General features: G+C 71.0%; 21 protein-coding genes. 17 read left to right on the top strand and 4 right to left on the bottom strand.

Annotation, left to right across the window (positions count from 1 at the left end; genetic code table 11):
• The first annotated feature begins 4 nt into the window (after positions 1 to 4).
• Together DEI96_RS09630 and mshC are read left to right on the top strand one after the other, a co-directional pair.
• On the top strand, positions 5 to 835 hold the full coding sequence (locus DEI96_RS09630) for an undecaprenyl-diphosphate phosphatase (protein ID WP_027465647.1): 831 nt from the start codon (positions 5 to 7) through the stop codon (positions 833 to 835).
• Positions 832 to 2,076 (top strand): cysteine--1-D-myo-inosityl 2-amino-2-deoxy-alpha-D-glucopyranoside ligase, encoded by a 1,245-nt coding sequence (mshC, locus tag DEI96_RS09625; protein ID WP_111025031.1) that lies wholly within the window; start codon positions 832 to 834, stop codon positions 2,074 to 2,076. The genes DEI96_RS09630 and mshC overlap by 4 nt, the downstream gene beginning before the upstream one ends.
• 187 nt (positions 2,077 to 2,263) lie before the next feature.
• Here the strand turns inward: mshC and DEI96_RS09620 are convergent, their stop codons facing one another.
• On the bottom strand, positions 2,264 to 3,187 hold the full coding sequence (locus tag DEI96_RS09620) for a proteasome assembly chaperone family protein (protein WP_111025032.1): 924 nt from the start codon (positions 3,185 to 3,187) through the stop codon (positions 2,264 to 2,266).
• 147 nt (positions 3,188 to 3,334) lie between these two features.
• On the opposite strand from DEI96_RS09620, the gene DEI96_RS09615 reads away from it, so the two are divergent.
• The 9 genes from DEI96_RS09615 to DEI96_RS09575 all read left to right on the top strand — a co-directional run bounded on the left by DEI96_RS09615 (position 3,335) and on the right by DEI96_RS09575 (position 14,469).
• A complete protein-coding gene (locus DEI96_RS09615; protein WP_232750091.1) occupies positions 3,335 to 4,084 on the top strand; it encodes an HAD family hydrolase in 750 nt (249 codons plus the stop codon).
• Positions 4,081 to 5,259 carry a tRNA (adenine-N1)-methyltransferase gene (locus tag DEI96_RS09610; protein ID WP_111025033.1) on the top strand — a complete coding sequence of 393 codons (1,179 nt, stop codon included), beginning with the start codon at positions 4,081 to 4,083 and terminating at the stop codon, positions 5,257 to 5,259. The genes DEI96_RS09615 and DEI96_RS09610 overlap by 4 nt, the downstream gene beginning before the upstream one ends.
• 42 nt (positions 5,260 to 5,301) lie before the next feature.
• On the top strand, positions 5,302 to 6,222 hold the full coding sequence (locus tag DEI96_RS09605) for an FKBP-type peptidyl-prolyl cis-trans isomerase (protein WP_084740364.1): 921 nt from the start codon (positions 5,302 to 5,304) through the stop codon (positions 6,220 to 6,222).
• Positions 6,223 to 6,293: 71 nt separating this feature from the next.
• Positions 6,294 to 7,346, top strand: coding sequence for a helix-turn-helix transcriptional regulator (locus tag DEI96_RS09600; RefSeq protein WP_111025034.1), 1,053 nt, complete (start codon positions 6,294 to 6,296; stop codon positions 7,344 to 7,346).
• On the top strand, positions 7,339 to 8,310 hold the full coding sequence (locus DEI96_RS09595) for a helix-turn-helix transcriptional regulator (RefSeq protein WP_111025035.1): 972 nt from the start codon (positions 7,339 to 7,341) through the stop codon (positions 8,308 to 8,310). The genes DEI96_RS09600 and DEI96_RS09595 overlap by 8 nt, the downstream gene beginning before the upstream one ends.
• A 906-nt stretch (positions 8,311 to 9,216) precedes the next feature.
• Positions 9,217 to 9,969: a twin-arginine translocase subunit TatC gene (gene tatC, locus DEI96_RS09590; protein WP_110863923.1), complete on the top strand. Its 753-nt coding sequence runs from the start codon at positions 9,217 to 9,219 to the stop codon at positions 9,967 to 9,969.
• Complete coding sequence (locus DEI96_RS09585) at positions 9,966 to 12,404, top strand: DEAD/DEAH box helicase (RefSeq protein ID WP_111024425.1); 2,439 nt, start codon at positions 9,966 to 9,968, stop codon at positions 12,402 to 12,404. Before tatC ends, DEI96_RS09585 begins: the two co-directional genes overlap by 4 nt.
• A gap of 110 nt (positions 12,405 to 12,514) precedes the next feature.
• The gene (lnt, locus tag DEI96_RS09580; protein ID WP_258372933.1) at positions 12,515 to 14,008 is read left to right on the top strand and encodes an apolipoprotein N-acyltransferase; all 1,494 of its coding nucleotides are present in this window, start codon (positions 12,515 to 12,517) and stop codon (positions 14,006 to 14,008) included.
• Positions 14,009 to 14,118: 110 nt separating this feature from the next.
• A complete protein-coding gene (locus DEI96_RS09575; RefSeq protein WP_027465636.1) occupies positions 14,119 to 14,469 on the top strand; it encodes an RNA polymerase-binding protein RbpA in 351 nt (116 codons plus the stop codon).
• A 72-nt stretch (positions 14,470 to 14,541) separates the two neighbouring features.
• Here the strand turns inward: DEI96_RS09575 and DEI96_RS09570 are convergent, their stop codons facing one another.
• Together DEI96_RS09570 and DEI96_RS09565 are read right to left on the bottom strand one after the other, a co-directional pair.
• Positions 14,542 to 15,744: an SPFH domain-containing protein gene (locus DEI96_RS09570; protein ID WP_111024423.1), complete on the bottom strand. Its 1,203-nt coding sequence runs from the start codon at positions 15,742 to 15,744 to the stop codon at positions 14,542 to 14,544.
• The gene (locus tag DEI96_RS09565) at positions 15,741 to 16,214 is read right to left on the bottom strand and encodes an NfeD family protein (protein WP_110863722.1); all 474 of its coding nucleotides are present in this window, start codon (positions 16,212 to 16,214) and stop codon (positions 15,741 to 15,743) included. The genes DEI96_RS09570 and DEI96_RS09565 overlap by 4 nt, the downstream gene beginning before the upstream one ends.
• A gap of 154 nt (positions 16,215 to 16,368) precedes the next feature.
• Here DEI96_RS09565 and DEI96_RS09560 point away from each other — a divergent pair, with 154 nt between their 5' ends.
• From DEI96_RS09560 to DEI96_RS09535, 6 genes are all read left to right on the top strand, one after another.
• A complete protein-coding gene (locus DEI96_RS09560) occupies positions 16,369 to 17,130 on the top strand; it encodes an SDR family oxidoreductase (RefSeq protein ID WP_111024422.1) in 762 nt (253 codons plus the stop codon).
• A gap of 10 nt (positions 17,131 to 17,140) precedes the next feature.
• Complete coding sequence (locus DEI96_RS09555) at positions 17,141 to 17,593, top strand: NUDIX hydrolase (protein ID WP_111024421.1); 453 nt, start codon at positions 17,141 to 17,143, stop codon at positions 17,591 to 17,593.
• Between the two features lie 91 nt (positions 17,594 to 17,684).
• The gene (locus DEI96_RS09550; RefSeq protein ID WP_220039136.1) at positions 17,685 to 20,078 is read left to right on the top strand and encodes an ATP-binding cassette domain-containing protein; all 2,394 of its coding nucleotides are present in this window, start codon (positions 17,685 to 17,687) and stop codon (positions 20,076 to 20,078) included.
• Positions 20,079 to 20,201: 123 nt separating this feature from the next.
• Positions 20,202 to 20,468 carry a DUF4190 domain-containing protein gene (locus DEI96_RS09545; RefSeq protein WP_111024420.1) on the top strand — a complete coding sequence of 89 codons (267 nt, stop codon included), beginning with the start codon at positions 20,202 to 20,204 and terminating at the stop codon, positions 20,466 to 20,468.
• Positions 20,469 to 20,606: 138 nt separating this feature from the next.
• A complete protein-coding gene (locus DEI96_RS09540) occupies positions 20,607 to 20,762 on the top strand; it encodes a hypothetical protein (protein WP_163343611.1) in 156 nt (51 codons plus the stop codon).
• Positions 20,763 to 20,936: 174 nt separating this feature from the next.
• On the top strand, positions 20,937 to 21,578 hold the full coding sequence (locus DEI96_RS09535; protein ID WP_111024419.1) for a copper resistance CopC family protein: 642 nt from the start codon (positions 20,937 to 20,939) through the stop codon (positions 21,576 to 21,578).
• A gap of 16 nt (positions 21,579 to 21,594) precedes the next feature.
• On the opposite strand, the gene DEI96_RS09530 is transcribed toward DEI96_RS09535, so the two are convergent.
• Positions 21,595 to 22,626 (bottom strand): alcohol dehydrogenase catalytic domain-containing protein, encoded by a 1,032-nt coding sequence (locus DEI96_RS09530; protein WP_111024418.1) that lies wholly within the window; start codon positions 22,624 to 22,626, stop codon positions 21,595 to 21,597.
• Positions 22,627 to 22,793: the final 167 nt, after the last annotated feature.

The following is a 22,793-nucleotide window of genomic DNA, read 5'->3' as shown; positions in this document are numbered from 1 at the left end:
TGCGATGCACATCCTCGAGGCGATCTTCCTCGGCTTCGTCCAGGGGCTCACCGAGTTCCTGCCCGTGTCCTCCAGCGCGCACCTGCGCATCGTGGGGCTCTTCCTGCCCGACGCGAAGGACCCCGGCGCGGCCTTCACCGCGGTGACGCAGCTCGGCACCGAGACCGCGGTGCTCATCTACTTCTGGAAGGACATCACCCGGATCATCGGGCGGTGGTTCCGGTCGGTGGTCAAGCGTGACGTGCCGAAGGGCGACCCCGACGTCCGCCTCGGCTGGCTGGTGATCCTCGGCACGATCCCGATCGGGGTCGCCGGGCTCCTGCTCAAGGACTCGATCGAGACCACGTTCCGGTCCCTCTGGATCGTCGCGATCGTCCTCATCGTGTTCGGTGTCGTGCTCGGGGTGCTCGACCGAGTCGGCCGCAAGGAGCGCCGGATCGAGCAGATGACGTTCCGCGGTGGTCTGCTCATCGGCCTGGCGCAGATGCTCGCCCTGGTACCCGGAGTGTCCCGTTCCGGCGCGACGGTGTCGATGGGCCTCGCCCTCGGGTACACCCGACCCGCCGCCGCGCGGTTCGCGTTCCTGCTGGCGATCCCGGCGGTGTTCCTGTCCGGGTTCTACGAGGCCGCGACGAGCCTCGGCGACCACGGCTCGCCGTTCGGACTCGCCGACACGCTCATCGCCACCGTCGTCGCGTTCGTGGTCGGGTTCGTCGTGATCGCGGCGTTCATGAACTACATCAGCAAGCGCAGCTTCATGCCGTTCGTCGTCTACCGGATCGCACTCGGTATCGTGCTCATCGTGTTGTTGTCGCTCGGAGTGATCCAGCCGTGAGGGCCTGGCAGGCCCCATCCGTCCCCGACGTCCCCGGCGCCGCGCCCCGACCGGTCGTCCACGACACCGCAACGGGCAAGCCGGTGGACCCCGCCCGCGACGAGGACCGCGCTGCGCTGTACGTCTGTGGCATCACGCCGTACGACGCCACGCACCTCGGCCACGCGGCGACCTACCTGGCGTTCGACACGCTCGGCCGTGCCTGGCGTGACGCGGGGCTCGACGTCGAGTACGCGCAGAACGTCACCGACGTGGACGACCCGCTGCTCGAGCGTGCCGCCCGCGACGGCGTCGACTGGCGTGCGCTGGCGGCTGAGCAGGTCGACCTGTTCCGCCGCGACATGGAGTCGCTGCGGATCCTGCCGCCGGACGACTTCGTGGCCGTCACCGACGAGGTCGAGCGCGTCGCCGAGGCAGTCTCGTTCCTGCAGGAGTCCGGCTACGCGTACGAGGTCCCGACCGACGGCGCCGAGGGCGACGACCTGTACTTCGACGTGAACCGCCCCACCGACGCGTGGACCCTCGGTGACGAGAGCGGCCTGGACCGCGAGACGATGCTCGCCCTCGCAGCCGAACGCGGCGGCGACCCGGATCGTCCGGGCAAGCGCGACCCGCTCGACCCGCTGCTGTGGCGCGCCGCGCGTGACGGCGAGCCGGCCTGGGACACCGAGATCGGCCCCGGGCGCCCCGGCTGGCACATCGAGTGCAGCGTCATCGCCGGCGACCGACTCGGGCTGCCGATCAGCGTGCAGGGCGGCGGGAGCGACCTCGTCTTCCCGCACCACGAGATGAGCGCCGGGCACGCTGCTGCCCTCGCGCACCAGCCGCTCGCGAACGCGTTCGTGCACACCGGGATGATCGCCTACCAGGGCACCAAGATCTCGAAGTCGCTCGGCAACCTCGTCACCGTGCGCGGGCTGCTCGACGACGGCGCCGACCCCCGTGCCATCCGGCTCGCGCTGCTGTCGCACAAGTACTCCGACGACTGGGAGTGGTTCGACACCGAGCTGACGAGCGCCCAGACGCGGCTCGCCGGCTGGGACGCCTGGGCTTCCGGAGCCTCCGCCGGGCACGCCGACGACGCTGCGGACGTCGCGGCACGAATCCGCGCGCGGGTGTCGGACGACCTCGACACCCCCGGTGCCGTCGCCGCGGTCGACACCGCGATCGCGGGCGGCACGGCGTGCACGCCGGAGCTCCTCGACCTGATCGACGCGCTGCTCGGCATCCGGCTGGCCTGACCTGCGCGAGCGCGACACGTCGCGTGCGTGCCGCCGAGGGGTCAGGAACCGTCGCCGAGGCGGGCCGCAGCCGACAGTTCGTGACCACTCGCCGGACGTGAGCGGGGTGTCGTGACCGCACGCCCCCCACGGACAGGAGGCACGGTGCCAGCTGGCACCGTGCCTCCTGTCCGTCAGTGGGTGACGGCTACTGCTGGGGCCGCCACGGCCCCTCGCCACCGGCGGTGCCGCCGTCCTTGCCGTCCTTGCGCTCACGGCGCCGGAGGTACTGCTCGAACTCCTGCGCGATGGCGTCGCCCGAGGCCTCGGGGGAGTCGACGGTGTCGCGCGCCTGCTCGAGCTGCCCGATGTAGGACGCCATGTCCTCGTCGTCGGCGGCGAGGGCGTCGATGCCCTCTTCCCACTCGGTGGCGTCGTCGAGCAGCGACCCGCGCGGCACCGTGACGTCCGTGAGCTCCTCGATCTTGTCGAGCAGCGAGAGCGTGGCCTTGGGCGAGGGCGAGTTGTGCACGTAGTGCGGCACCGACGCCCACAGGGACAGCGTGGTCAGGCCCGCCTTGTCCATCGCGTCGGCGAGGACCCCGAGGATGCCGGTCGGGCCCTCGTACGAGGACTTGTCGACGTCGAAGGCGGCACGGACCCCGGCGTTCTCGCTCGACACGAAGACCGAGATCGGCCGGGTGTGCGGGACGTCGGCGAGCATCGCGCCGACGAACACGACGGCGTCGATCGAGTAGACGTCCGCCAGGTCGATGATCTCCGAGCAGAAGCCCCGCCAGGTGCGCGAGGGTTCCGGGCCGACGAGGACGAAGACGTCACGATCGGTGGGGGAGCCGGTGGCGCCGATCACCGGACGCCCCTCGGCACCGGGGCCGTACAGCACGATCCGGGGCCACTGCACGCCGCGGTCGCCGTTGTCGTCGGTGCCGACGGTGGGCCGGTTGAACTGGTAGTCGACGTACCGCTCACCGTCGAGTTCGCGCAGCTCGTCGAGCCCGAGCGACTCGACGATGCGACGCGCCAGACCGCTCGCGGCCTCGCCGGCGTCGTTCCAGCCCTCGAAGGCGACGACGAGCAAGCGACCGTCGCTGAAGGGGGAGTGCTGTGGCACGGAGCGGACCTCCTGGTGGTGGAGCGGAGCGGGGCGGGAGCGATGCCCCCGGCCGGACACGATTCAGGCATCCACTGTAGGCCCAGGGGGTGTCGGCGCACGCGCGCGTCCGCGCCCAGCGGAACGGCCCCGGTAGACTCGTCGCCCGTGACCGCGCATCCTCCTGCCCTCGTCCCGCCCGCAGCCGTGCTGTGGGACATGGACGGCACGATCATCGACACCGAGCCGATCTGGCAGCGGTCCCAGGTCGACCTGACGAACCGCTACGGCGCCGAGTGGACCCACGAGGACGGCCTGTCCCTGGTCGGGTCCGGCCTCGAGCGGTCCGGTGAGCTCCTGCGCGCCAAGGGCGTCGACATGGAGGTCGAGGAGATCATCCAGTGGATGACCGACTACGTGATGGAGCACCTGCGCGCCGGCGAACTGCCGTGGCGGCCGGGTGCCCGTGAGCTCGTCGAGGAGCTCCACGCCCGCGGCATCCCGACCGCCCTGGTCACGATGTCCCGTCGCAAGATGGCGCTCGTCGCCGCCGAGGCCCTGGGCGAGCGTGGCTTCCGCGTCGTCGTCGCCGGCGACGACGTCGACCGCCCGAAGCCGTTCCCGGACGCGTACCTGTCCGCCGCCGCGCAGCTCGGCGTCGAGCCCACCGCGTGCGTCGCGATCGAGGACTCCGCCACCGGCGTCGCGTCGGCCGTCGCCTCCGGCGCCGTCACGGTCGCCGTCGAGCACATCGTCCCGCTGTCCGAGATCGCCGGCGGCGACGTGCACCTGACCACCCTGGCGGGCGTCGACGTCGACCGTCTGGTCGAGTTGACGACGCCGGCACTGGCCGCACGGGCTGGAGGCGCGGTGCCGGACCCGGCGCACGCTGCGGACACCGAAGGGGTCACCCGATGAGCCACACCGACGACGCACGCGACGAGGCGGACGCGAGCAGCGCCTCCAGTCCGACCGCGGACCCGACCGCAGCCCTCCCGCACACCGCGGGCGGCGCACCGCACACGCCGCCGCGCGGCCCGTTCCGGGCCGGCGACCGCGTGCAGCTGACCGGTCCGAAGGGCAAGCTCACGACGCTGTCGCTCGAGACCGCAGGTGAGTACCACACGCACCGCGGGGTGCTCCGGCACGACGACGTCATCGGCCAGCCCGACGGCTCCGTCATCCGGGCGAGCACCGGTGACGAGTACCTCGCACTCCGTCCGCTGCTCAACGACTACGTGATGTCGATGCCGCGTGGTGCCGCGATCGTCTACCCGAAGGACGCGGCGCAGATCGTGGCCTTCGCGGACGTCTTCCCCGGGGCCCGCGTGGTCGAGGCCGGTGTCGGCTCGGGGGCGCTGTCGCTGTTCCTGCTCCGCGCCATCGGCCCGACCGGGCAGCTGCAGTCGTTCGAGCGCCGCGAGGAGTTCGCGGCGATCGCGAAGGGCAACGTCGGGACCTTCCTCGGGGCCGTCCCGGACAACTGGTCCGTCACCGTCGGTGACCTGGTCGAGTCGCTGCCCGACGCGACCGAGCCGCAGAGCATCGACCGGGTCGTGCTCGACATGCTCGCGCCGTGGGAGTGCGTGGACGCCGCCGCCGACGCCCTCGTGCCCGGCGGACTGATCGTCTGCTACGTCGCGACCGTCACGCAGCTGTCCCGCACGGCCGAGGCCCTCCGCGACACCGGACGCTTCACCGACCCGATGCCGAGCGAGACCCTGGTGCGCACCTGGCACGTCGAGGGCCTCGCCGTCCGTCCGGACCACCGCATGGTCGGGCACACCGGGTTCCTCATCACGGCACGACGCCTGGCCGACGGCACCGTGCTGCCGAACCTGAAGCGCCGCGCGGGCAAGGCGGAGTTCTCGGACGAGGACATCGAGGCCTGGACCCCCGGTGCCGTGGGCGAGCGGGCGACGAGCGACAAGAAGCTCCGCAAGGTCGCCCGGCAGTCGGCGGCGCAGGCGCGCAAGGTCGCGGCGGCCGAGGCGTCGTCGGCGGCGGACGGTGCTGCGGCGCCGTCCGAGGGCGCTGTGGCTTCGTCGGATGCCGCTGCGGCTCCGTCCGGGGCCGTCGAGGACGAACGGTAGGCTGACGGCGTGCCCGTCCTGCATCGAACGGAAAGAGGGTCCGTGCGCACCATCCCCGCACTCCTGGTCACCATCGGTCTCGCGGTGTCCCTCACCGCCTGCGCCTCGAACGGTGCCGGCACCACGCCCTCGAGCTGTGCCGCTCCCGGCGCCGCGTCCGAAGCGGTGACCGCCACCGGCAAGTTCGGCTCGGAGCCGAAGGTCAACGTGCCGAAGGGCCTGACCACCAAGGGCACCCAGGTGTCCGTGCTGCAGCAGGGTTCCGGTCGCACGATCGACGACGGCACCCCCGTCCTGGTCGAGTACACGCTGGTGGACGGCTCCACGGGCCAGGTCGCCCAGACGAGCGGCTACTCGGGCCAGACTGCTCCGATCACCGCCGGTGCGAGCAACTACGGGGCCCTCGGCGCCTCGCTGCAGTGCGCCCGCGTCGGTGACCGCCTGGCGGTAGCCCTGCCGAAGAGCGCCCTGAGCAGCACAGGCGGCACCGCAGGCAGCTCCTCGTCGAAGAAGACCGAGGACGCCGTCATCGCCGTCATCGACGTCAAGCGTGCCTTCGACGCCCGTGCCACCGGCACCCCGCAGCTCGCCGGCGACAAGATGCCGGCCGTGGTGCTCGCGCCCTCCGGCGCCCCCGGCATCACGATCCCGTCGTGGAGCGCCCCGAAGTCGAACGAGACGCACCTGCTCCGCAAGGGCGACGGCCGCGAGCTCACCGCGAAGGACACCGCGGTCATCAAGTACACCGCCGTCACCTGGGGTGCCGACCCGTCCGTCGCCGGCTCCAGCTGGACCGACGGTTCCGGCGCGCAGGCCATCCCGCTCACCAAGGGCCAGGTCGACGAGGGTGTCCGGACCGCCATCGTCGGCCACCACGTCGGCGACCAGGTCCTGGCCATCGTCAACCAGCAGGGGACCGCGTACGCGTACGTGATCGACGTCCTCGGGGCGATCTCGAACTGACCCGGTCCGACCGTCCACGGACCGCGGCGCGGGTGCACTCCGGTGCACCCGCGCTGCCGTAGGATCGGCTCGTGCCAGCGACCCGTGTGCCCCGTGTGCCCGCCGAGGAGCGGCTGTTCAGCCTCGTGCTCGCGCTGCTCTCGACGGAGTCCGGGCTGACCAAGGCCGAGATCCTGGCCAACGTGCAGGGGTACCGGCAGCGGTTCTCGACCGGTGGCGACAACGCCTCGCTCGAGCGCCAGTTCGAACGCGACAAGGACGACGTCCGCGAGCTCGGCATCCCCCTCGAGACCATCGAGACCCCGGGTGCCGCGGGCAACAACCAGACGCTCCGGTACCGGATCCCGAAGGGTGAGTACGACCTGCCCGTCGACGTCCGCTTCACCCCGGACGAATCCGCGTTGCTCTCCCTGGCCGCGATGGCCTGGCGTGAAGGCGCACTGTCCGCCGACTCCCGCCGTGGCCTGCTGAAGGTCCGCTCGGCCGGTGCCGAGGACGACGACGGCGCCCTGCAGCTCGGGGTCGACGCCTACGCTCCGCGGCTCCGTGCCCGGGATGCGTCGTTCGAGCCGCTCCGCTCCGCGCTCGACCGCGGTGCAGCAGTTCGCTTCGACTACATCACGCCGGGGCAGCACGACGCCCGTCGGCGCGAAGTGGCTCCACTCGCCCTGGTGCAGCACGGCGGCCGGTGGATGCTCGCCGCCCACGAGTTCGCGACGGACTCGGACAAGAACTACCTGCTGGCCCGCATCGTCGGACCAGTCACCCAGTACGAGGTCGGGCAGCACACCGCTCCCGTCGGCGCGGGGGAGCGCACCCTCGCCGAGCTCGAGCGGATCTGGGCCGAGCGCACTGCGCGCATCGCCGTGACGCCGGGTTCCGACGCCGAACGCCGACTCACCCGTCGCCGCGACACCGAGACCGACGCCGACGGCGCGCTCGTGCTGCACCACGTCGACCCGCAGATCCTCGCCGAGGAACTCGCCGCCTTCGGGCCCGAGGTCCGGGTGCTCGAGCCCGACGACCTTCGATCACGGGTCGACGAGCGCCTCCGTGCACTCGTGCGCGACCACACCGACGACGGCCCTGCAGCAGCCCCCGGAGAGGACCCCGTTCGTGGCTGACGCCCAACCCCTGCAGGCGCAGGACAAGCTCGCGTTCCTGCTCGCCCTGGTGCCGTACCTGATCGACCGCGAGCGGGTCTCGGTCGCCGAGGCAGCTCGGCACTTCGGTGTGCCCGAGGCCCGCATCCGGCGTGCCGTCGAACTCATCGCGGTCTCCGGGGTGCCCGGCGAGACGATGCAGTACCAGCACGGCGACCTGTTCGACATCGCCTGGGACGACTTCGACCAGAACGACATGATCGTGCTGACCAACCTGGTGGCGATCGACGACTCACCGCGCCTGTCGGCTCGTGAGGCGTCGGCGCTCATCGCCGGTCTGCAGTACCTCTCCGCCCTGCCCGAGGCCGCCGACCGTGACGCGATCCGCGCGCTCATGGCCAAGCTCTCCCGCGGTGCCGGGGGAGCGGCGTCGACCGTCGCCGTCGGGCAGGACCTGCACGACGTCGCCCTCGCAACCATCCGCCGGGCGATGTCCGACGGCCGCGGCCTGGTCTTCGAGTACGCCGGACCGCGCACCCAGGGCGGCACCCGACGGGTCGATCCGCTCCGGGTCGAGTCCATCGACACCGACTGGTACCTGCGCGCGTGGGACCTCGACCGGCAGGCACTCCGGACGTTCCGGCTCGATCGCATGTCCGAGGCCCGGGTCGACGACCGCCCGGCCGAGAAGACGATCGACCAGGTCGTCATCCCGGACACGCTGTTCCAGCAGGCCGCCGACGACGTCATCGTCACGGTGGAACTCGACTCGACGTCCCTGCCCCTGGTCGCCGACTTCCTGTCCGACACCGCCGACGCGCCCGACGGTGACGGTCGGGTGCGCATCCGGCTCGCGGCGTCGCACGGGTTCGACGGGGTGGTCCGGCTCGTCGCGGGGTTGCCCGGTCGTGCCGTGGTGCTCGACCCGCCGGCGGCGCGTGATGCCGTGCGCGACTTCGCGGCCGCTGCCCTCGCCACGGGCTGACGTCTGCCGCTGCGGCCCGTCCGAGCGCTGCACGTTCCGACCCGGTACGCCCGATCTCGCTAGGTATGCCCGATCTCGCCAGGTATGCCCGATTTCGCCAGGTATGCCCGATCTCGCACGGTGGACCTCGGGTAGCTGGTCGTTCCGGGCGTACCTGGTGCGATCTTCCGACCCGGTATGCCCGTTCCCGTCAGGTATGCCCGATCTCGCCAGGTAAGCCCGATGTGGCGCGGCACGCCCGATCCCGCACGGTGAAGCTCGGGTAGCTGGTCGTTCCGGGCGTACCTGGTGCGATCTTCCAACCAGGTACGCCCGATCTCGCACGGTGGACCTCGGGTAGCTGGTCGTTCCGGGCGTACCTGGTGCGATCTTCCGACCCGGTATGCCCGTTCCCGTCAGGTATGCCCGATCTCGCCAGGTAAGCCCGATGTGGCGCGGCACGCCCGATCCCGCACGGTGAGCTCGGGTAGCTGGTCGTTCCGGGCGTACCTGGTGCGATCTTCCAACCAGGTACGCCCGGTCTCGCCAGGTACGCCCGATCGCGAACGGCGGACCTCGAGTACCTGGTCGTTCCGGGCGTACCTGGTGCGATCTTCCGACCCGGTACGCCCGGTCTCGCCAGGTACGCCCGATCGCGCACGGTGGACCTCGAGTACCTGGTTATTCCGGGCGGACCTGGTGTGATCTTCCGACCCGGTACGCCCGATCTCGCCAGGTACACCCGATCCCGCCCGCCCGTTCGCCCGCTTGCCACGCGCCGCCACCCACCTCCCACCCGCCACGCGGCCGCGCCGACCCCCGGCGGACTGTCGGTCCCGACCCCGTAAGATCGAGCACATGGCTTCGACGACCGCGCGCGGGCGAGCGAAGCGGCAGGGGCGCCAGAAGACCGACGCCGAAGGCCGCATGTCGCTCGGGCAGCACCTCATCGAGCTGCGCAACCGTCTCTTCCGCGCAGTCGTGGCGATCGTCGTCGGTGCGATCGGTGGCTGGTTCCTCACCCCGTGGGTGCTCGACGCGCTCCGGGCACCGGTGACCGAGCTCGCCAAGGTCGGCGGACACACGGCCGAGCTGAACTTCCCGATGATCACCGGGGCGTTCGACCTGAAGCTGCAGATCGCGATCACCATCGGCGTCGTCATCGCGAGCCCGGTCTGGCTGTACCAGATCTGGGCGTTCATCGTGCCCGCGCTCGTCCGGCGTGAGCGGCAGTACGTCTGGGGCTTCCTCGGCACCGCGATCCCGCTGTTCTTCGCCGGGTGCTACTTCGGGTGGTACATCCTGCCGCACGTGGTCGGCATCCTCGGCAGCTTCGTGTCGAGCCAGGACACCTCGATCGTCGATGCGAAGGCCTACTACGACTTCGTCATCAAGCTCATCGTCGCGGTTGGCATCGCCTTCGTGCTGCCGGTGTTCATCGTGCTGCTGAACTTCGTCGGGGTGCTGTCGGCCTCCGCGATCATCAAGAGCTGGCGCGTCGCGATCCTCTGCATCCTGGTGTTCTGCGCCATCGTCACCCCGAGTGCCGACGTCATCTCGATGTTCCTGCTGGCCATCCCGATGACCGTGCTGTACGTCGCGGCCTGCTTCATCGCGTGGATCCACGACCGCCGTCTGGCCAAGCGCCAGGCGAAGCTCGACGAGGAGTACGACCTGTGAGTGGCACGAGTGCGGCCGAGCGGTTCGCCGCAGCCAAGGTGCGCAACCGGTCGCGCAACCTCGAGCTCTTCCGGACGGACCTGCGGTTCGACCTCGACCCGTTCCAGTTCGCCGCCTGCGACTCGCTCGACCAGGGCCGCAGCGTCCTGGTCGCCGCCCCGACCGGAGCCGGCAAGACCATCGTGGCCGAGTTCGCCATCTGGCTCGCCATGCGTCAGCCGACGGCGAAGGTCTTCTACACGACGCCGATGAAAGCACTGAGCAACCAGAAGTACGCCGAGCTCGTCGACGTCTACGGCGAGTCCGAGGTCGGGCTGCTCACCGGAGACACGAACGTGAACCCCCGCGCCCGCGTCGTCGTGATGACGACCGAGGTGCTCCGGAACATGATCTACGCCGACTCGGACCTGCTCGACGACCTCGCCTGGGTGGTCCTCGACGAGGTGCACTACCTCGCCGACCGGTTCCGCGGTGCCGTGTGGGAAGAGGTCATCCTGCACCTCCCGACCGAGGTCCGCCTGGTCTCGCTCAGCGCCACGGTGTCCAACGCCGAGGAGTTCGGCGACTGGCTGCAGACCGTCCGCGGCGACACCGACGTCATCGTCTCCGAAGACCGTCCCGTCCCGCTCGAGCAGCACGTCCTGGTCGGTTCGAAGATGGTCGACCTGTTCGACTCGAGCGGTGCCGCGGCGACGAACCGCGTGAACCCGGAACTGCTCCGCATGGTCGGCGGCGGTTCCCGGAGCGAGCGGAACGGCGGCGGCCACCGCGGCCGGCGCGGTCGTGGTGGCTACCCCGAACGTCGCGGGCCCCGCACCGAGAAGGTGCACCGCGAACAGATCGCGCACATGCTCGACGAGCGGATGCTCCTGCCCGCCATCTTCTTCGTGTTCAGCCGCAACGGCTGCGACCAGGGCGTCCGCAACGTCCTGCGCTCGGGCCTGTCCCTGACGACGGTGCAGGAGCGCAACGAGATCCGCGAGACCGCGGAGTACCACTGCCGCACCCTGCTCGACGAAGACCTGGCCGTCCTCGGCTACTGGGAGTGGCTCGAAGGGCTCGAGCGCGGGGTCGCGGCGCACCACGCCGGCCTGCTCCCCGCCTTCAAGGAGGTCGTCGAGAACCTCTTCCAGCGCAAGCTCCTGAAGGTCGTGTTCGCCACCGAGACCCTCGCGCTCGGCGTGAACATGCCGGCGCGCACCGTCGTGCTCGAGAAGCTCGAGAAGTTCAACGGCGAAGCCCGTGTACCGATCACGCCGGGGGAGTACACGCAGCTCACCGGTCGTGCCGGCCGTCGTGGCATCGACGTCGAGGGGCACTCGGTCATCCAGTGGACCGACGGGCTCGACCCGCAGGCCGTCGCGTCGCTGGCCAGCCGTCGCACGTACCCGCTCAACTCGTCGTTCAAGCCGACCTACAACATGGCCGTCAACCTGATCGACCAGTTCGGCCGACAGCGCACGCGCGAGGTCCTCGAGACGTCGTTCGCCCAGTTCCAGGCCGACCGGTCGGTGGTCGACCTCGCTCGCAAGGTCCGCTCGCAGCAGGAATCCCTCGACGGCTACCGCCAGGCGATGCAGTGCCACCTCGGCGACTTCACCGAGTACTCCGCGCTCCGCCGCGAGCTCTCCGACCTCGAGCGCACGAACGTGCCCGGCGGTCGCGAGGCATCGCACGGCGCCCGCCAGGAACGCCAGGCCGCGATCACGGCGGTCCGCCGCCAGCTGCAGCGCCACCCCTGCCACGCCTGCCCGGAACGCGAGGCCCACGCCCGCTGGTCCGAGCGCTGGTGGAAGCTCAAGCGCGCCAACGACAAGCTCGTCCAGCAGATCCGGTCCCGCACGGGCGCCGTCGCGACGACGTTCGACCGCGTCACCGAGGTCCTGCTCGAGCTCGGCTACCTGGTGGACGCCGGCGACGGCGAAGCCACGGTGGCAGCGGGCGGCCGTCGCCTGCAGCGCATCTACGGCGACCGCGACCTGCTCGTCGCCGAGTGCCTCGAGGCGGGGGTCTGGAAGGACCTCACCCCGGCACAGCTCGCCGCCATGGCCGCGACGATCATCTACCAGCCCCGCCGCGAGGACGCGCCCGGCACGGAGCACGCCCTGCCCCGCGGTGCGTTCCGCCCCGCGCTCGACGAGACACTGACCATCTGGTCGCGCCTCGACGACATCGAGCGTGCGGCGCGCCTGGCCGGTTCGCAACCGCCGACCCCGGCGATGGCGGTCGGCATGTTCCGCTGGGCCTCGGGCGCGGCCCTCGACGACGTCCTCCGCACCCTCGACCTGCCGGCCGGCGACTTCGTGCGCTGGTCGAAGCAGGTCATCGACCTGCTCGACCAGATCCGGAACGCCGGCGACGACGAGCTCGCCCAGACCGCCCGACGGGCGACGGACGCGGTTCGCCGCGGCATCGTCGCCTACGCGGCGGTCTGACAGGAGGCCCGGTGCGGGTTCCGGAGACAAGTGTGCGCGGGCTGCACGCTCCCGTCGGCCGCGGGGCGGTCGCGACGGGCCCGTTCGCCGCGTTGCCGCTAGGCACCGCGGTGCCGTTGGCCGTCATCGGCGGGATCCTCTTCGCCCTCGCGTTCCCGTCGCCCGGATGGTGGTTCCTCGCCTACCCGGCACTCGCCTGCATGCTGCTCGCGGTGATGGGGCAGCGAGCGCGGCGTGCGGCGTGGATCGGCTACCTCGCCGGCGCGGCGTTCTGGATCCCCGCCATCTCGTGGGCCGGTCGCTACCTGGGCCCGGTCCCGTGGTTCGCACTCGCCCTGCTCGAAGCCACGTTCTTCGCGCTCGGCAGCGTCGCCATCGCCCTGGCGTACCGCTGGGTCGCCCGAGTGGTGCCCTCGACCGCCGGACGCGTGTGGGGCCTCCCGGTCGTCGTCGCCGCACTCTGGACCGGACGCGAGTGGTTCTCGGGGAGCTGGCCGTACGGTGGTTTCGCCTGGGGGCGGGTCGGCCTGTCACAGTCGCAGGGGCCGTTCACGCACCTGGCCGCGTACGTCGGCGTCCTCGGGCTGACGTTCATCGTCGTGTACTGCGTCGCGGTCGTGGTGTCGCTCGCGCTCGTGGCACCCCGTGTGCCGGGCGTCACGCTCCGGCTGCCCGTGCGAGTGGCGACGGCGGGTCTGCTCGTCGCGGCGGTCCTGGCCGTGCCGGCGTGGCCGACGGCGACGAGCGGCACGATCCGGGTCGAGTCGGTGCAGGGCAACGGTCCCGCGGGCTACTTCGACCGTGCGGAGCCCGGCGACGTCCTGGCAGCGCAGGTGGCTGCGACGGACGTGGACGCGAAGGGTGTGGACCTGGTCGTCTGGCCGGAGGCAGGTGCGGAGTACGACCCGCGCCAGCAGCCGGTCATCGCCTCCGCCCTCGACTCGGTGGTCGACTCGCTCGACGCCCCGATCGTCGCGGGTGCCATCACGCAGACCCCGTCGGGGGTGCTGCACAACACGTCGTTCGTGTGGACCGCCGATGGCTGGCAGTCGTCCTACGACAAGAAGCGCCCGGTGCCGTTCGGCGAGTACGTGCCCGACCGCTGGTTCTACTCCAAGCTCGCGCCGTCGCTGATCGGCCTGCTGCAGCGCGACTACACGCCGGGGACGAAGCCGAACGTGCTCTCCGTCGCGGGCATCCGTGCCGGCATCTCGATCTGCTTCGACATCGTCGACGACGGGCTGACCGCCGACATGGTGCGCGGGGGAGCGCAGGTGATCCTCGCGCAGACGAACAACGCCGACTTCTCGGGCACCGACGAGAACCTGCAGCAGCTCGAGATCGCGCGGATGCGGGCCATCGAGACCGGTCGGTCGCTGGTGAACATCTCGACCGTCGGAGCGTCGCAGGTCATCGACCCGAGCGGGCGCACGATCGACCGGGTGCCGGAGTACACCGCGACGTCGATGGTGACCGACGTGCCGCTCGGCACGTCCACCACTCCCGCGTCGATCCTGTCCGGCTCGATCACGCTCCTGCTCTCCCTCGGGGGGCTCCTCGTGCTCCTCGCCTGCGCGCCCTGGAGCCGTCGCACCCGCTCCTGATCGGGCCCGCCGCGCCCAGCCACTGGGAACGGACTGTGAATGCGCCGGTACGGGATTGATGGGGCGTGGGACAGTGTTGTGGAGGGCAGACGAGCGAGAGGAGCACACACATGGCTGATCGGAGTCTCCGCGGCATGCGGCTCGGGAGTCAGAGTCTCCAGAGCGAAGAGGGCGTCGAGCTCTCAGATCGCAAGCGCGCGGTCTACCAGACGGATTCGGGTGAGACGTTCGACATCGTCTTCTCGGCCGATGCGGACGTCCCCCAGACCTGGTCGGAGCCGCGCTCCGGTCGCGAGGGCCGCCTGCTTGGCGACGACGGGATCCCCGTCGAGGTCGCCGAAGAGGACGTGAAGGCACCCCGCACCCACTGGGACATGCTGCTCGAGCGCCGCTCGCGCGAGGAACTCGAGGAGCTCCTCGAAGAGCGCCTGCAGGTCCTCCGCGCACGACGCGGCGCCTGACACCACCGACCACACGACGACGCCCGCCCCGGTTCCCCGGGGCGGGCGTCGTCGTTCGTTGGTGCCGGAGCGTCAGCGCCGACCGGAGCCGTCGCTGGTGCGGTGACCGGAGGCGTCGTCGCCCGGCGTGGGCGGGGTGTCGGCGACCTGTTCAGCGGTCGCGTCGTCGGCCGCCGCGAGGTGTGCGTCGACACTGCGGTTCGACTCGGCCAGGCGTGCATCGAGGTCGGACTCGGGAACGATGTCCGCGGCGGTGGCGTCCGCACGCGGCATCGTGGTGTCCGCGGCTGCGGTGTTCGCCAGGCTCTCGTTCGCGAGCTTGGAGATGCGGGACAGGAAGTCCGTGCCACCGGCACCGCCGGCGACCGGACCAGCGCCGCCACCACGGCTGGCGCTGAAGCCCTTCGCGATGCCGGACAGTGCCTCGGTGAACTCGCTCGGGATCATCCAGAGCTTGTTCGAGGTGCCCTCGGCGATCTTCGGCAGGGTCTGCAGGTACTGGTAGGACAGCAGCTTCTCGTCCGGGTCACCGGTGTGGATGGCCTCGAACACGGTCGCGATGGCCTGCGCTTCACCCTCGGCACGGAGCACCTGTGCCTTGGCGTCACCCTCGGCGGCCAGGATCGCTGCCTGTCGCTGTCCCTCGGCCTCGAGGATCTGGGACTGCTTGGTGCCCTCGGCCTGGAGGATCGCGGCACGTCGGCTGCGCTCGGCACGGAGCTGCTGCTCCATGGCGTCCTGGATGGACACGGGCGGCTCGATCGCCTTGAGCTCGACTCGGCCGACGCGGATGCCCCACTTGCCCGTGGCTTCGTCGAGGACGACGCGGAGCTGGCCGTTGATGTTGTCGCGGCTGGTCAGTGCCTCTTCGAGGTTCAGGCCACCGACGACGTTGCGGAGCGTGGTGGTGGTGAGCTGCTCGACGGCGCCGAGGTAGTTCGCGATCTCGTACGTCGCGGCACGGGCGTCGGTCACCTGGAAGTAGACGACCGTGTCGATCGAGACCACCAGGTTGTCCTCGGTGATCACGGGCTGCGGCGGGAACGAGACGACCTGCTCACGCATGTCGAGCAGCGGCCGCAGGCGGTCGATGAACGGGACGAGAAGGTTCAAGCCCGGGTTGAGGGTCTTGTGGTACTTGCCGAGTCGTTCGACGACGCCCGCGGTGGCCTGCGGGACGATCCGGATCGCCTTCGCCAGGACGACGATCACGAAGATGACGACGACGAGGACGAGCACGAGCAGTGCGATCGTCCCCGGGGAGATGCTGGTCACGAGGTGGCCCTTTCTGCGAGGCGCACGACCGCGGTCGACCCCTCGATCGACTCGACGACCACGGGGGTCCCGAGTGGCGGTGTGCGGTCGACGGAGCCCGCGGCGAACCGCGCGCTCCAGGTCTCGCCGTTGGCCAGGCGCACCTGACCAGGACTGGAGGAGGTGAAGGCGACCGCGACCGTGCCGGCGAGCCCGATGAGCCCCTCGACGTTGGTGCGGTGCGGGTCGGCCCCGCGGCCGAGCGCCACGAGCAGGCGCGGTCGGACGAGCGACAGCAGCACGAGTGCGGCCACCGCGGCGACGATGGCGGACAGCCACCACGGGGCGCCGAGCAGTGCGGCGATCAACCCGCCGGCGGCACCCGCCGCGAGCATGATGAAGATGAAGTCGAGGGTGAAGATCTCGACCACGCCCAGGAGCAACACCAGGCCGATCCAGACGGTGCTCTGGATCCAATCGATTCCGTTCACGCGATCTCCCTCCCTCGGTCGCGCGCGGCGGCTCGCTGCGTCGCGACAGCCGGTACAACTCCGTTCAACATATCAGGGCCGTCCGACGGTCGTGCAGGCGATTGGTAGGCTCGGTGCGCCCGACCGGCCGGAACCAGACCTGGAGAACACGACTGTGAGCAACCCCCTCGCCCCCGGATCCCTCACCGACAAGCGCGCCGTCGTCACCGGTTCGTCCCGTGGCATCGGCGCCGACACCGTCGGGTACCTCGCCGAGGCCGGGGCGAAGGTCGTCGTGAACTACCGCAACAAGGCCAAGCGCGCGGAGCAGATCGCCGAGAAGATCGTCGAGGCAGGTGGCTCCGCCCTGGCCGTCGGCGCCGACCTCACCGAGCACGACTCCGTGCAGGCCCTCGTCGACACCGTCGTCCAGGAGTGGGGCGGCATCGACCTGCTCGTGCTCAACGCGTCGGGCGGCATGGAGTCCGGCGTCGGCGAGGACTACGCGCTCCGCCTGAACCGCGACGCCCAGGTCGACATGCTGCAGACCGCCGTGCCGCACATGCCCGCCGGGTCCCGCGTGGTGTTCGTCACGAGCCACCAGGCCCACTTCGTCGAGACCGCCGAGACGATGGACGAGTACGTCCCGGTCGCCAAGAGCAAGCGCGCCGGAGAACTCGCCCTCCGTGAGCTCATCCCGCAGCTCGAGGCCGCCGGCATCGAGTTCGTCGTCGTCTCCGGCGACATGATCGAGGGCACGATCACCGCGACGCTGCTGAACCGCCTGAACCCCGGCGCGATCGAGGGTCGTCGGCAGGAGGTCGGCAAGCTCTACAGCGTGTCCGAGTTCGCAGCCGAGATCGCCCTCGCCGCCGTCGAGCCGATCCCCGCCGACCACACCAAGCTGGTCGGCGACGTCAGCGGCTTCGTCGGCTAACGTCGGGCGGGTGACCGCCAAGCCCGGCCTGCGCCGCACCTCCCGCATCCTGCTGCTCGACCCCGAGGGCCGGGTGTTCCTGATGGACACGAACTCGCCCTCGTCGGACGGCGCCCACCGCTGGATCACGCCGGGTGGTGGGGTCGACCCGGGGGAGTCCCACCGCGACGCCGCGATCCGCGAGCTGCGCGAGGAGACCGGGATCGTCATCGACGAACCCGGTGAACCCGTGTGGTCCTGGGACTTCACGGTCGAGTGGGACCTCGCCGACCACGACCGCGGGCACGCCGAGTTCTACGTCGTCCGCACGCCGGGCTTCGAGCTGTCCGACGCCGAGTGGACCGACGACGAGCGCGTCGACATCCTCGCCTCGCGGTGGTGGACCGCCGACGAGCTCGAGGCGACCGACGAGGAGTTCGAACCCGCCGAGCTGCCGGACCTGGTGCGCCGACACGGCGCCTGAACACCGCACCACGGCCTGACGGCCGACCCAGGACCGGACGGGAGGCCCGTGGCGGCCCCGCCACGGGCCTCCCGTCGGTACGCTGACCCGCATGCACACCGATCCGGTCGACGACGACCCCACCGGCGCCGACGCGCACCCTGCCGACCGGCACGGCCGGATCCGGGTGCGCGGTGCCCGCGCGAACAACCTGCGCGACGTCGACGTGGACCTGCCGAAGCGCCGGCTCACGGTGTTCACCGGGGTCTCCGGCTCGGGCAAGAGCTCGCTCGTGTTCGGCACCGTCGCCGCCGAGTCGCAGCGGATGATCAACGAGACCTACAGCGCGTTCGTGCAGGGGTTCATGCCCTCGCTCGCGCGCCCGGACGTCGACCTGCTCGACGGCCTGACCACCGCGATCGTCGTCGACCAGGAGCGCATCGGCGCCGACCCACGCTCCACCGTCGGCACCGCCACGGACGTGAACGCGATGCTGCGCGTGCTGTTCAGCCGACTCGGTCGACCGCACGTCGGGGGGCCGAACGCGTTCTCGTTCAACCTCGCCACCGTGACGGCCGGGGGAGCGATCACGGTGCAGAAGGGTGCGGACGCGACGGCCCAGAAGGTCTCGTTCACGCGGCTCGGCGGCATGTGCGCCGACTGCGAGGGCCGGGGGCTGGTGAACGACATCGACCTGACGCAGCTGTTCGACGACACGAAGTCGCTCGGGGACGGCGCGCTCACGATCCCCGGGTACGGGACCGACGGGTGGAACGTGCGGCTGTACGCCGAGTCGGGCTACTTCGACCGGGACACCCCGATCCGCGACTTCACCGAGCAGGAGCGGCAGGACTTCCTGTACCGCGAGCCGACGAAGCAGAAGATCGCCGGCATCAACATGACCTACGAGGGGCTCGTGCACCGGGTCCGCCGCTCGTTCCTGCAGAAGGACCGCGAGGCGATGCAGCCGCACATCCGGGCGTTCGTCGACCGTGCAGTGACCTTCACGACGTGTCCGGCGTGCGACGGGACCCGGTTGAACGACACCGCCCGCTCGTCGAAGATCGCGGGCCGCAGCATCGCCGACGTCTGCGCGATGCAGATCACCGACGCCGTCGCCTGGCTGCGGCGCCTGGACGACCCGGGGGTCGGGCCGTTGCTCGAGGGACTCCGTGACCTGCTCGAGTCCTTCGTCGAGATCGGACTCGGCTACCTGTCGCTCGACCGCCCGACCGGCACGTTGTCCGGGGGAGAGGGGCAGCGCGTGAAGATGGTGAAGCACCTCGGCTCCTCGCTCAGCGACGTCACGTACGTGTTCGACGAGCCGAGCACGGGGCTGCACCCGCACGACATCGAGCGGATGAACGAGCTGCTCGTCCGGCTGCGCGACAAGGGCAACACCGTCCTGGTCGTCGAGCACAAGCCCGAGGTCATCGCGATCGCCGACCACGTCGTCGACCTCGGGCCCGGTGCCGGTTCCGGCGGTGGGACGCTCTGCTACCAGGGGTCCGTCGACGGGCTGCGTGCCAGCGGGACCGTGACCGGTCAGCACCTGGACGACCGCGTGACCGTGAAGTCCGAGGTCCGTCGTCCGGACGGGGCGATCGCGATCCGCGGCGCGTCGGCCCACAACCTGCACGACGTCGACGTGGACGTCCCCACCGGGGTGCTCACCGTCGTGACGGGGGTCGCCGGCTCGGGCAAGAGCACGCTCATCCACGGGTCGCTGGCCCGGCGCGACGACGTGGTCGCCATCGACCAGAGCGGCATCCGGGGCTCACGGCGGAGCAACCCGGCGACGTACACCGGCCTGCTCGAGCCGATCCGCAAGGCGTTCGCGAAGGCAAACGGCGTCAAGCCCGCACTGTTCAGCGCCAACTCCGAGGGCGCCTGCCCGGCGTGCAACGGTGCCGGTGTCGTGTACACCGACCTCGGCATGATGGCGGGCGTCGCGAGCCCCTGCGTCGAGTGCGACGGCAAGCGGTTCGACCAGTCCGTGCTCGGGTACCACCTGGGCGGGAAGGACATCAGCGAGGTGCTCGGCATGTCCGTCGCCGACGCGCTGGCGTTCTTCGCGGCGGGGGAGTCCGCACTGCCGGCGGCCCACACGATCCTCGCCCGGCTCGCCGACGTGGGGCTCGGCTACCTGACGATCGGCCAGCCGCTCACGACGTTGTCCGGGGGAGAGCGGCAGCGACTCAAGCTCGCGACGCACCTCGGTGACCGGGGCGGCGTGGTGGTGCTCGACGAGCCCACCGCGGGCCTGCACCTGGCCGACGTCGAGCAGTTGCTCGGCCTGCTCGACCGGCTCGTCGACGCCGGCCGGACGGTCGTCGTGATCGAGCACCACCAGGCCGTGATGGCGCACGCCGACTGGATCATCGACCTCGGACCGGGTGCCGGCCACGACGGCGGGCGGATCGTGTTCGAGGGGACGCCCACTGCACTCGTGGCGGCACGGTCGACGCTGACCGGGCAGCACCTGGCGACGTACGTCGGAGCCTGAGCCGGGGGACAGGCTCGGACGGCGAATCTGGGCATAAGCCGTGTGCGAGGACTACCGTTCTGACCGACGCTCACGATCGGCTACCCGGCCTGGATCGGCGTCCTGACCAGAAGGAGCTCCACCATGTCCAACCCCGGCAACGCGCCCGCGCAGTCGAACACCTTCGCCATCGTCTCCCTGGTGCTCGGCATCGTCGGGACCGTCGGCGGCATCTTCATCGCCATCATCGGTGTGGTGGCGGGCATCGTCGGTCTGGTGCTCGGCATCCTCGCGCGGAAGCGCGGTGGCAGCCGGGGAATGATCCTCGCGGGCATCATCCTGTCGATCGTCGCCATCGTCGTCGGGATCATCGGCTACATCGCCACCGCGGTGCTCTTGAATCAGGCGTGAGCCAGAGCCCGCCTGGCGGGCCTGCATCGTGAGCAGCAATGGTCGAGTCCAGCGAATGGACTCGACCATTGCTGCTCACCAGGTGTCTCCGGCGCCGAGCTTGCAGCTGTTCAGGAACGCGGGCGTACCGTCCGGCGCATGAGCTACAGCCAGCCTGACCCAGCCGAAGAGACCACCCAGAGCGAGTCGCCGGAACAGCCTGACACCGACCAGGACACCCTGGAGGAACAGGGCGGCGAGCCTGCAGCGCTCGAGATCGACGCCGACGACGTCCCGACGAAGCCCGCCGACTGACGCCGTCGTCATCCAGTGAGCAGAAGAGGTCGAGTCCGTACAGCGGACTCGACCTCTTCTGCTCACGAAGCTCCTTCGCGGGTGCGCCGATAATGCATATTATGTCAACTCGAACGTTCCCACGGGTCCGCTCGGCTGACGGGACGCTCGACATCGCTTCCCTAGCGTGGACGCGTGCACGCTCACCGAGATGTCCAACGCCGCTCACGAGCTGCGACGCCCCGGGTCCTGTTCGCCGTCGCCCTGTCCGCGATCCTCGTGCTGATCGGGACGACACCTGCGTCGGCGCACGCAGCACTGACCTCGAGTGATCCGGCGGACGGCGCCACGGTGGCTGCCGACCTTGAGCGAGTGACACTCACCTTCAGCGAGGCGCCGCTTGCCGCGCTCGAAGCCGGCCTGCGCATCGAGGTCCGCGACGACGGCGGTACCGACGAGTCGTCCGGAGCGGTGGCCGTCGAAGGCACCTCGATGTCCAAGGCGGTGTCGCTCTCCCCCGGCCCGCACACCCTCGTCTGGCGGTCCGTCTCCCCCGACGGCCATCCGATCGAGGGGCAGCTCGCGTTCTCGGTGGAACCGGCCGCGTCCCCGACCGTCCCACCCACGACGACGAGCCCGACGACCGCGCCCACATCATCCTCGGAACCGACGGCAGCGGCAGCGGGAGCCGCACCGAACACGGGTCCCGGAACGCACGCGCACGGCCACGGCGGCCCGGCACTCCTGTTCGGGGTCGTCGGGATCCTGGCAGTGCTCGTCATCGGCGCGGTCGTGCTCCGCATCCGCCGGGGCGCGGACGCGCGGACCGAGGGCTGACGGGACGCTCCGAGCCTCAGAACACCGCGACGGTCATGCCCGACGACGTCGCGGGTCGGTCCATCGCGACGAGCGCCTCGGGCAGGTCGTCGAAGCCGATCGTGCGGCCGATCGTCTCCTCCGGACGCAGTCGTCCGGCCACGACGGCGTCGAGCATCGCGCCGTACTCCCCGACCGCCGCGCCGTGGCTGCCGAGCAGTTCGAGTTCGTCCGCGATGACCCGGCCCATCGGGATCGCCGGAGCGGCTTCGTCGTCGAGCAGCAGCCCGACCTGCACGTGCCGGCCGCGCGGACGCAGGGACGCCACGGCGGCGACCGAGGCGGCACGGCTGCCGTAGGCGTCGAGCGAGACGTGCGCTCCGCCACCCGTGCGGGACCGCACCGTGGTGACGGCATCGGCGTCCATCAGCACGGTGTCGGCGCCCAGGGCTGCTGCGCGCTCGAGTGCGGCCGTGGAGACATCGACGGCGACGACGTGCGCGCCGGCGGCCACGGCGACCATGACCGCGGAGAGTCCGACTCCCCCGCACCCGTAGACCACGACCCACTCCCCTGCGGTGACGCGCCCTCGGGCGTGCAGGGCGTGGAACGCGGTGCCGAATCGGCATCCGAGCGCCGCCGCCACCGCGAATTCCACGGCGTCGGGCAGCGCGACGAGGTTCAGGTCGGCGTGCGGGACGACCAGGGAGTCCGCGTACGAGCCCTGGAGGTCGAACCCGGGCTGCTGCTGGGCGGTGCACACCTGGGTGGCGCCGTCGCGGCACTCGGCGCAGGTCCCGCAGGCGAACACGAACGGGGCCGTGACCCGGTCGCCGATGGTGAAGCGCTGGACGCCCGCCCCGATCGACGCGACGACGCCGGCGAACTCGTGGCCGGGCACGTGCGGCAGCCGGACCGAGTCGTCGTGCCCCTTCCACGCATGCCAGTCACTGCGGCAGACACCGGTGGCAGCCACCCGGACGACGACCCCGTGCTCGGGTGCGACCGGTTCCGGCAGGTCGACGATCGAGGGGACGGAACCGAACTGGGCGTACTGGACGGCGCGCATGCGGCCATCCTGGCAGACGCCGGACGAAGGGCGACTGACGCCCGACCCGGGCCAGCGCGCCCGACCGCCCGACGCGACCCGTGCGCCGGGGTCCCCACGGGCCTCCAGGCCGACGGGGACCCGGCCACCCGACCACGCGAGCGGTCCACCGCACCCCGATCGGCCGT

It is taken from the genome of Curtobacterium sp. MCLR17_031, from assembly GCF_003234775.2.
Classification (GTDB): Bacteria; Actinomycetota; Actinomycetes; order Actinomycetales; family Microbacteriaceae; genus Curtobacterium; species Curtobacterium flaccumfaciens.
The sequence above is the reverse complement of the archived record's forward strand: the minus strand, read 5'-3'. Positions and strand labels throughout refer to the sequence as shown.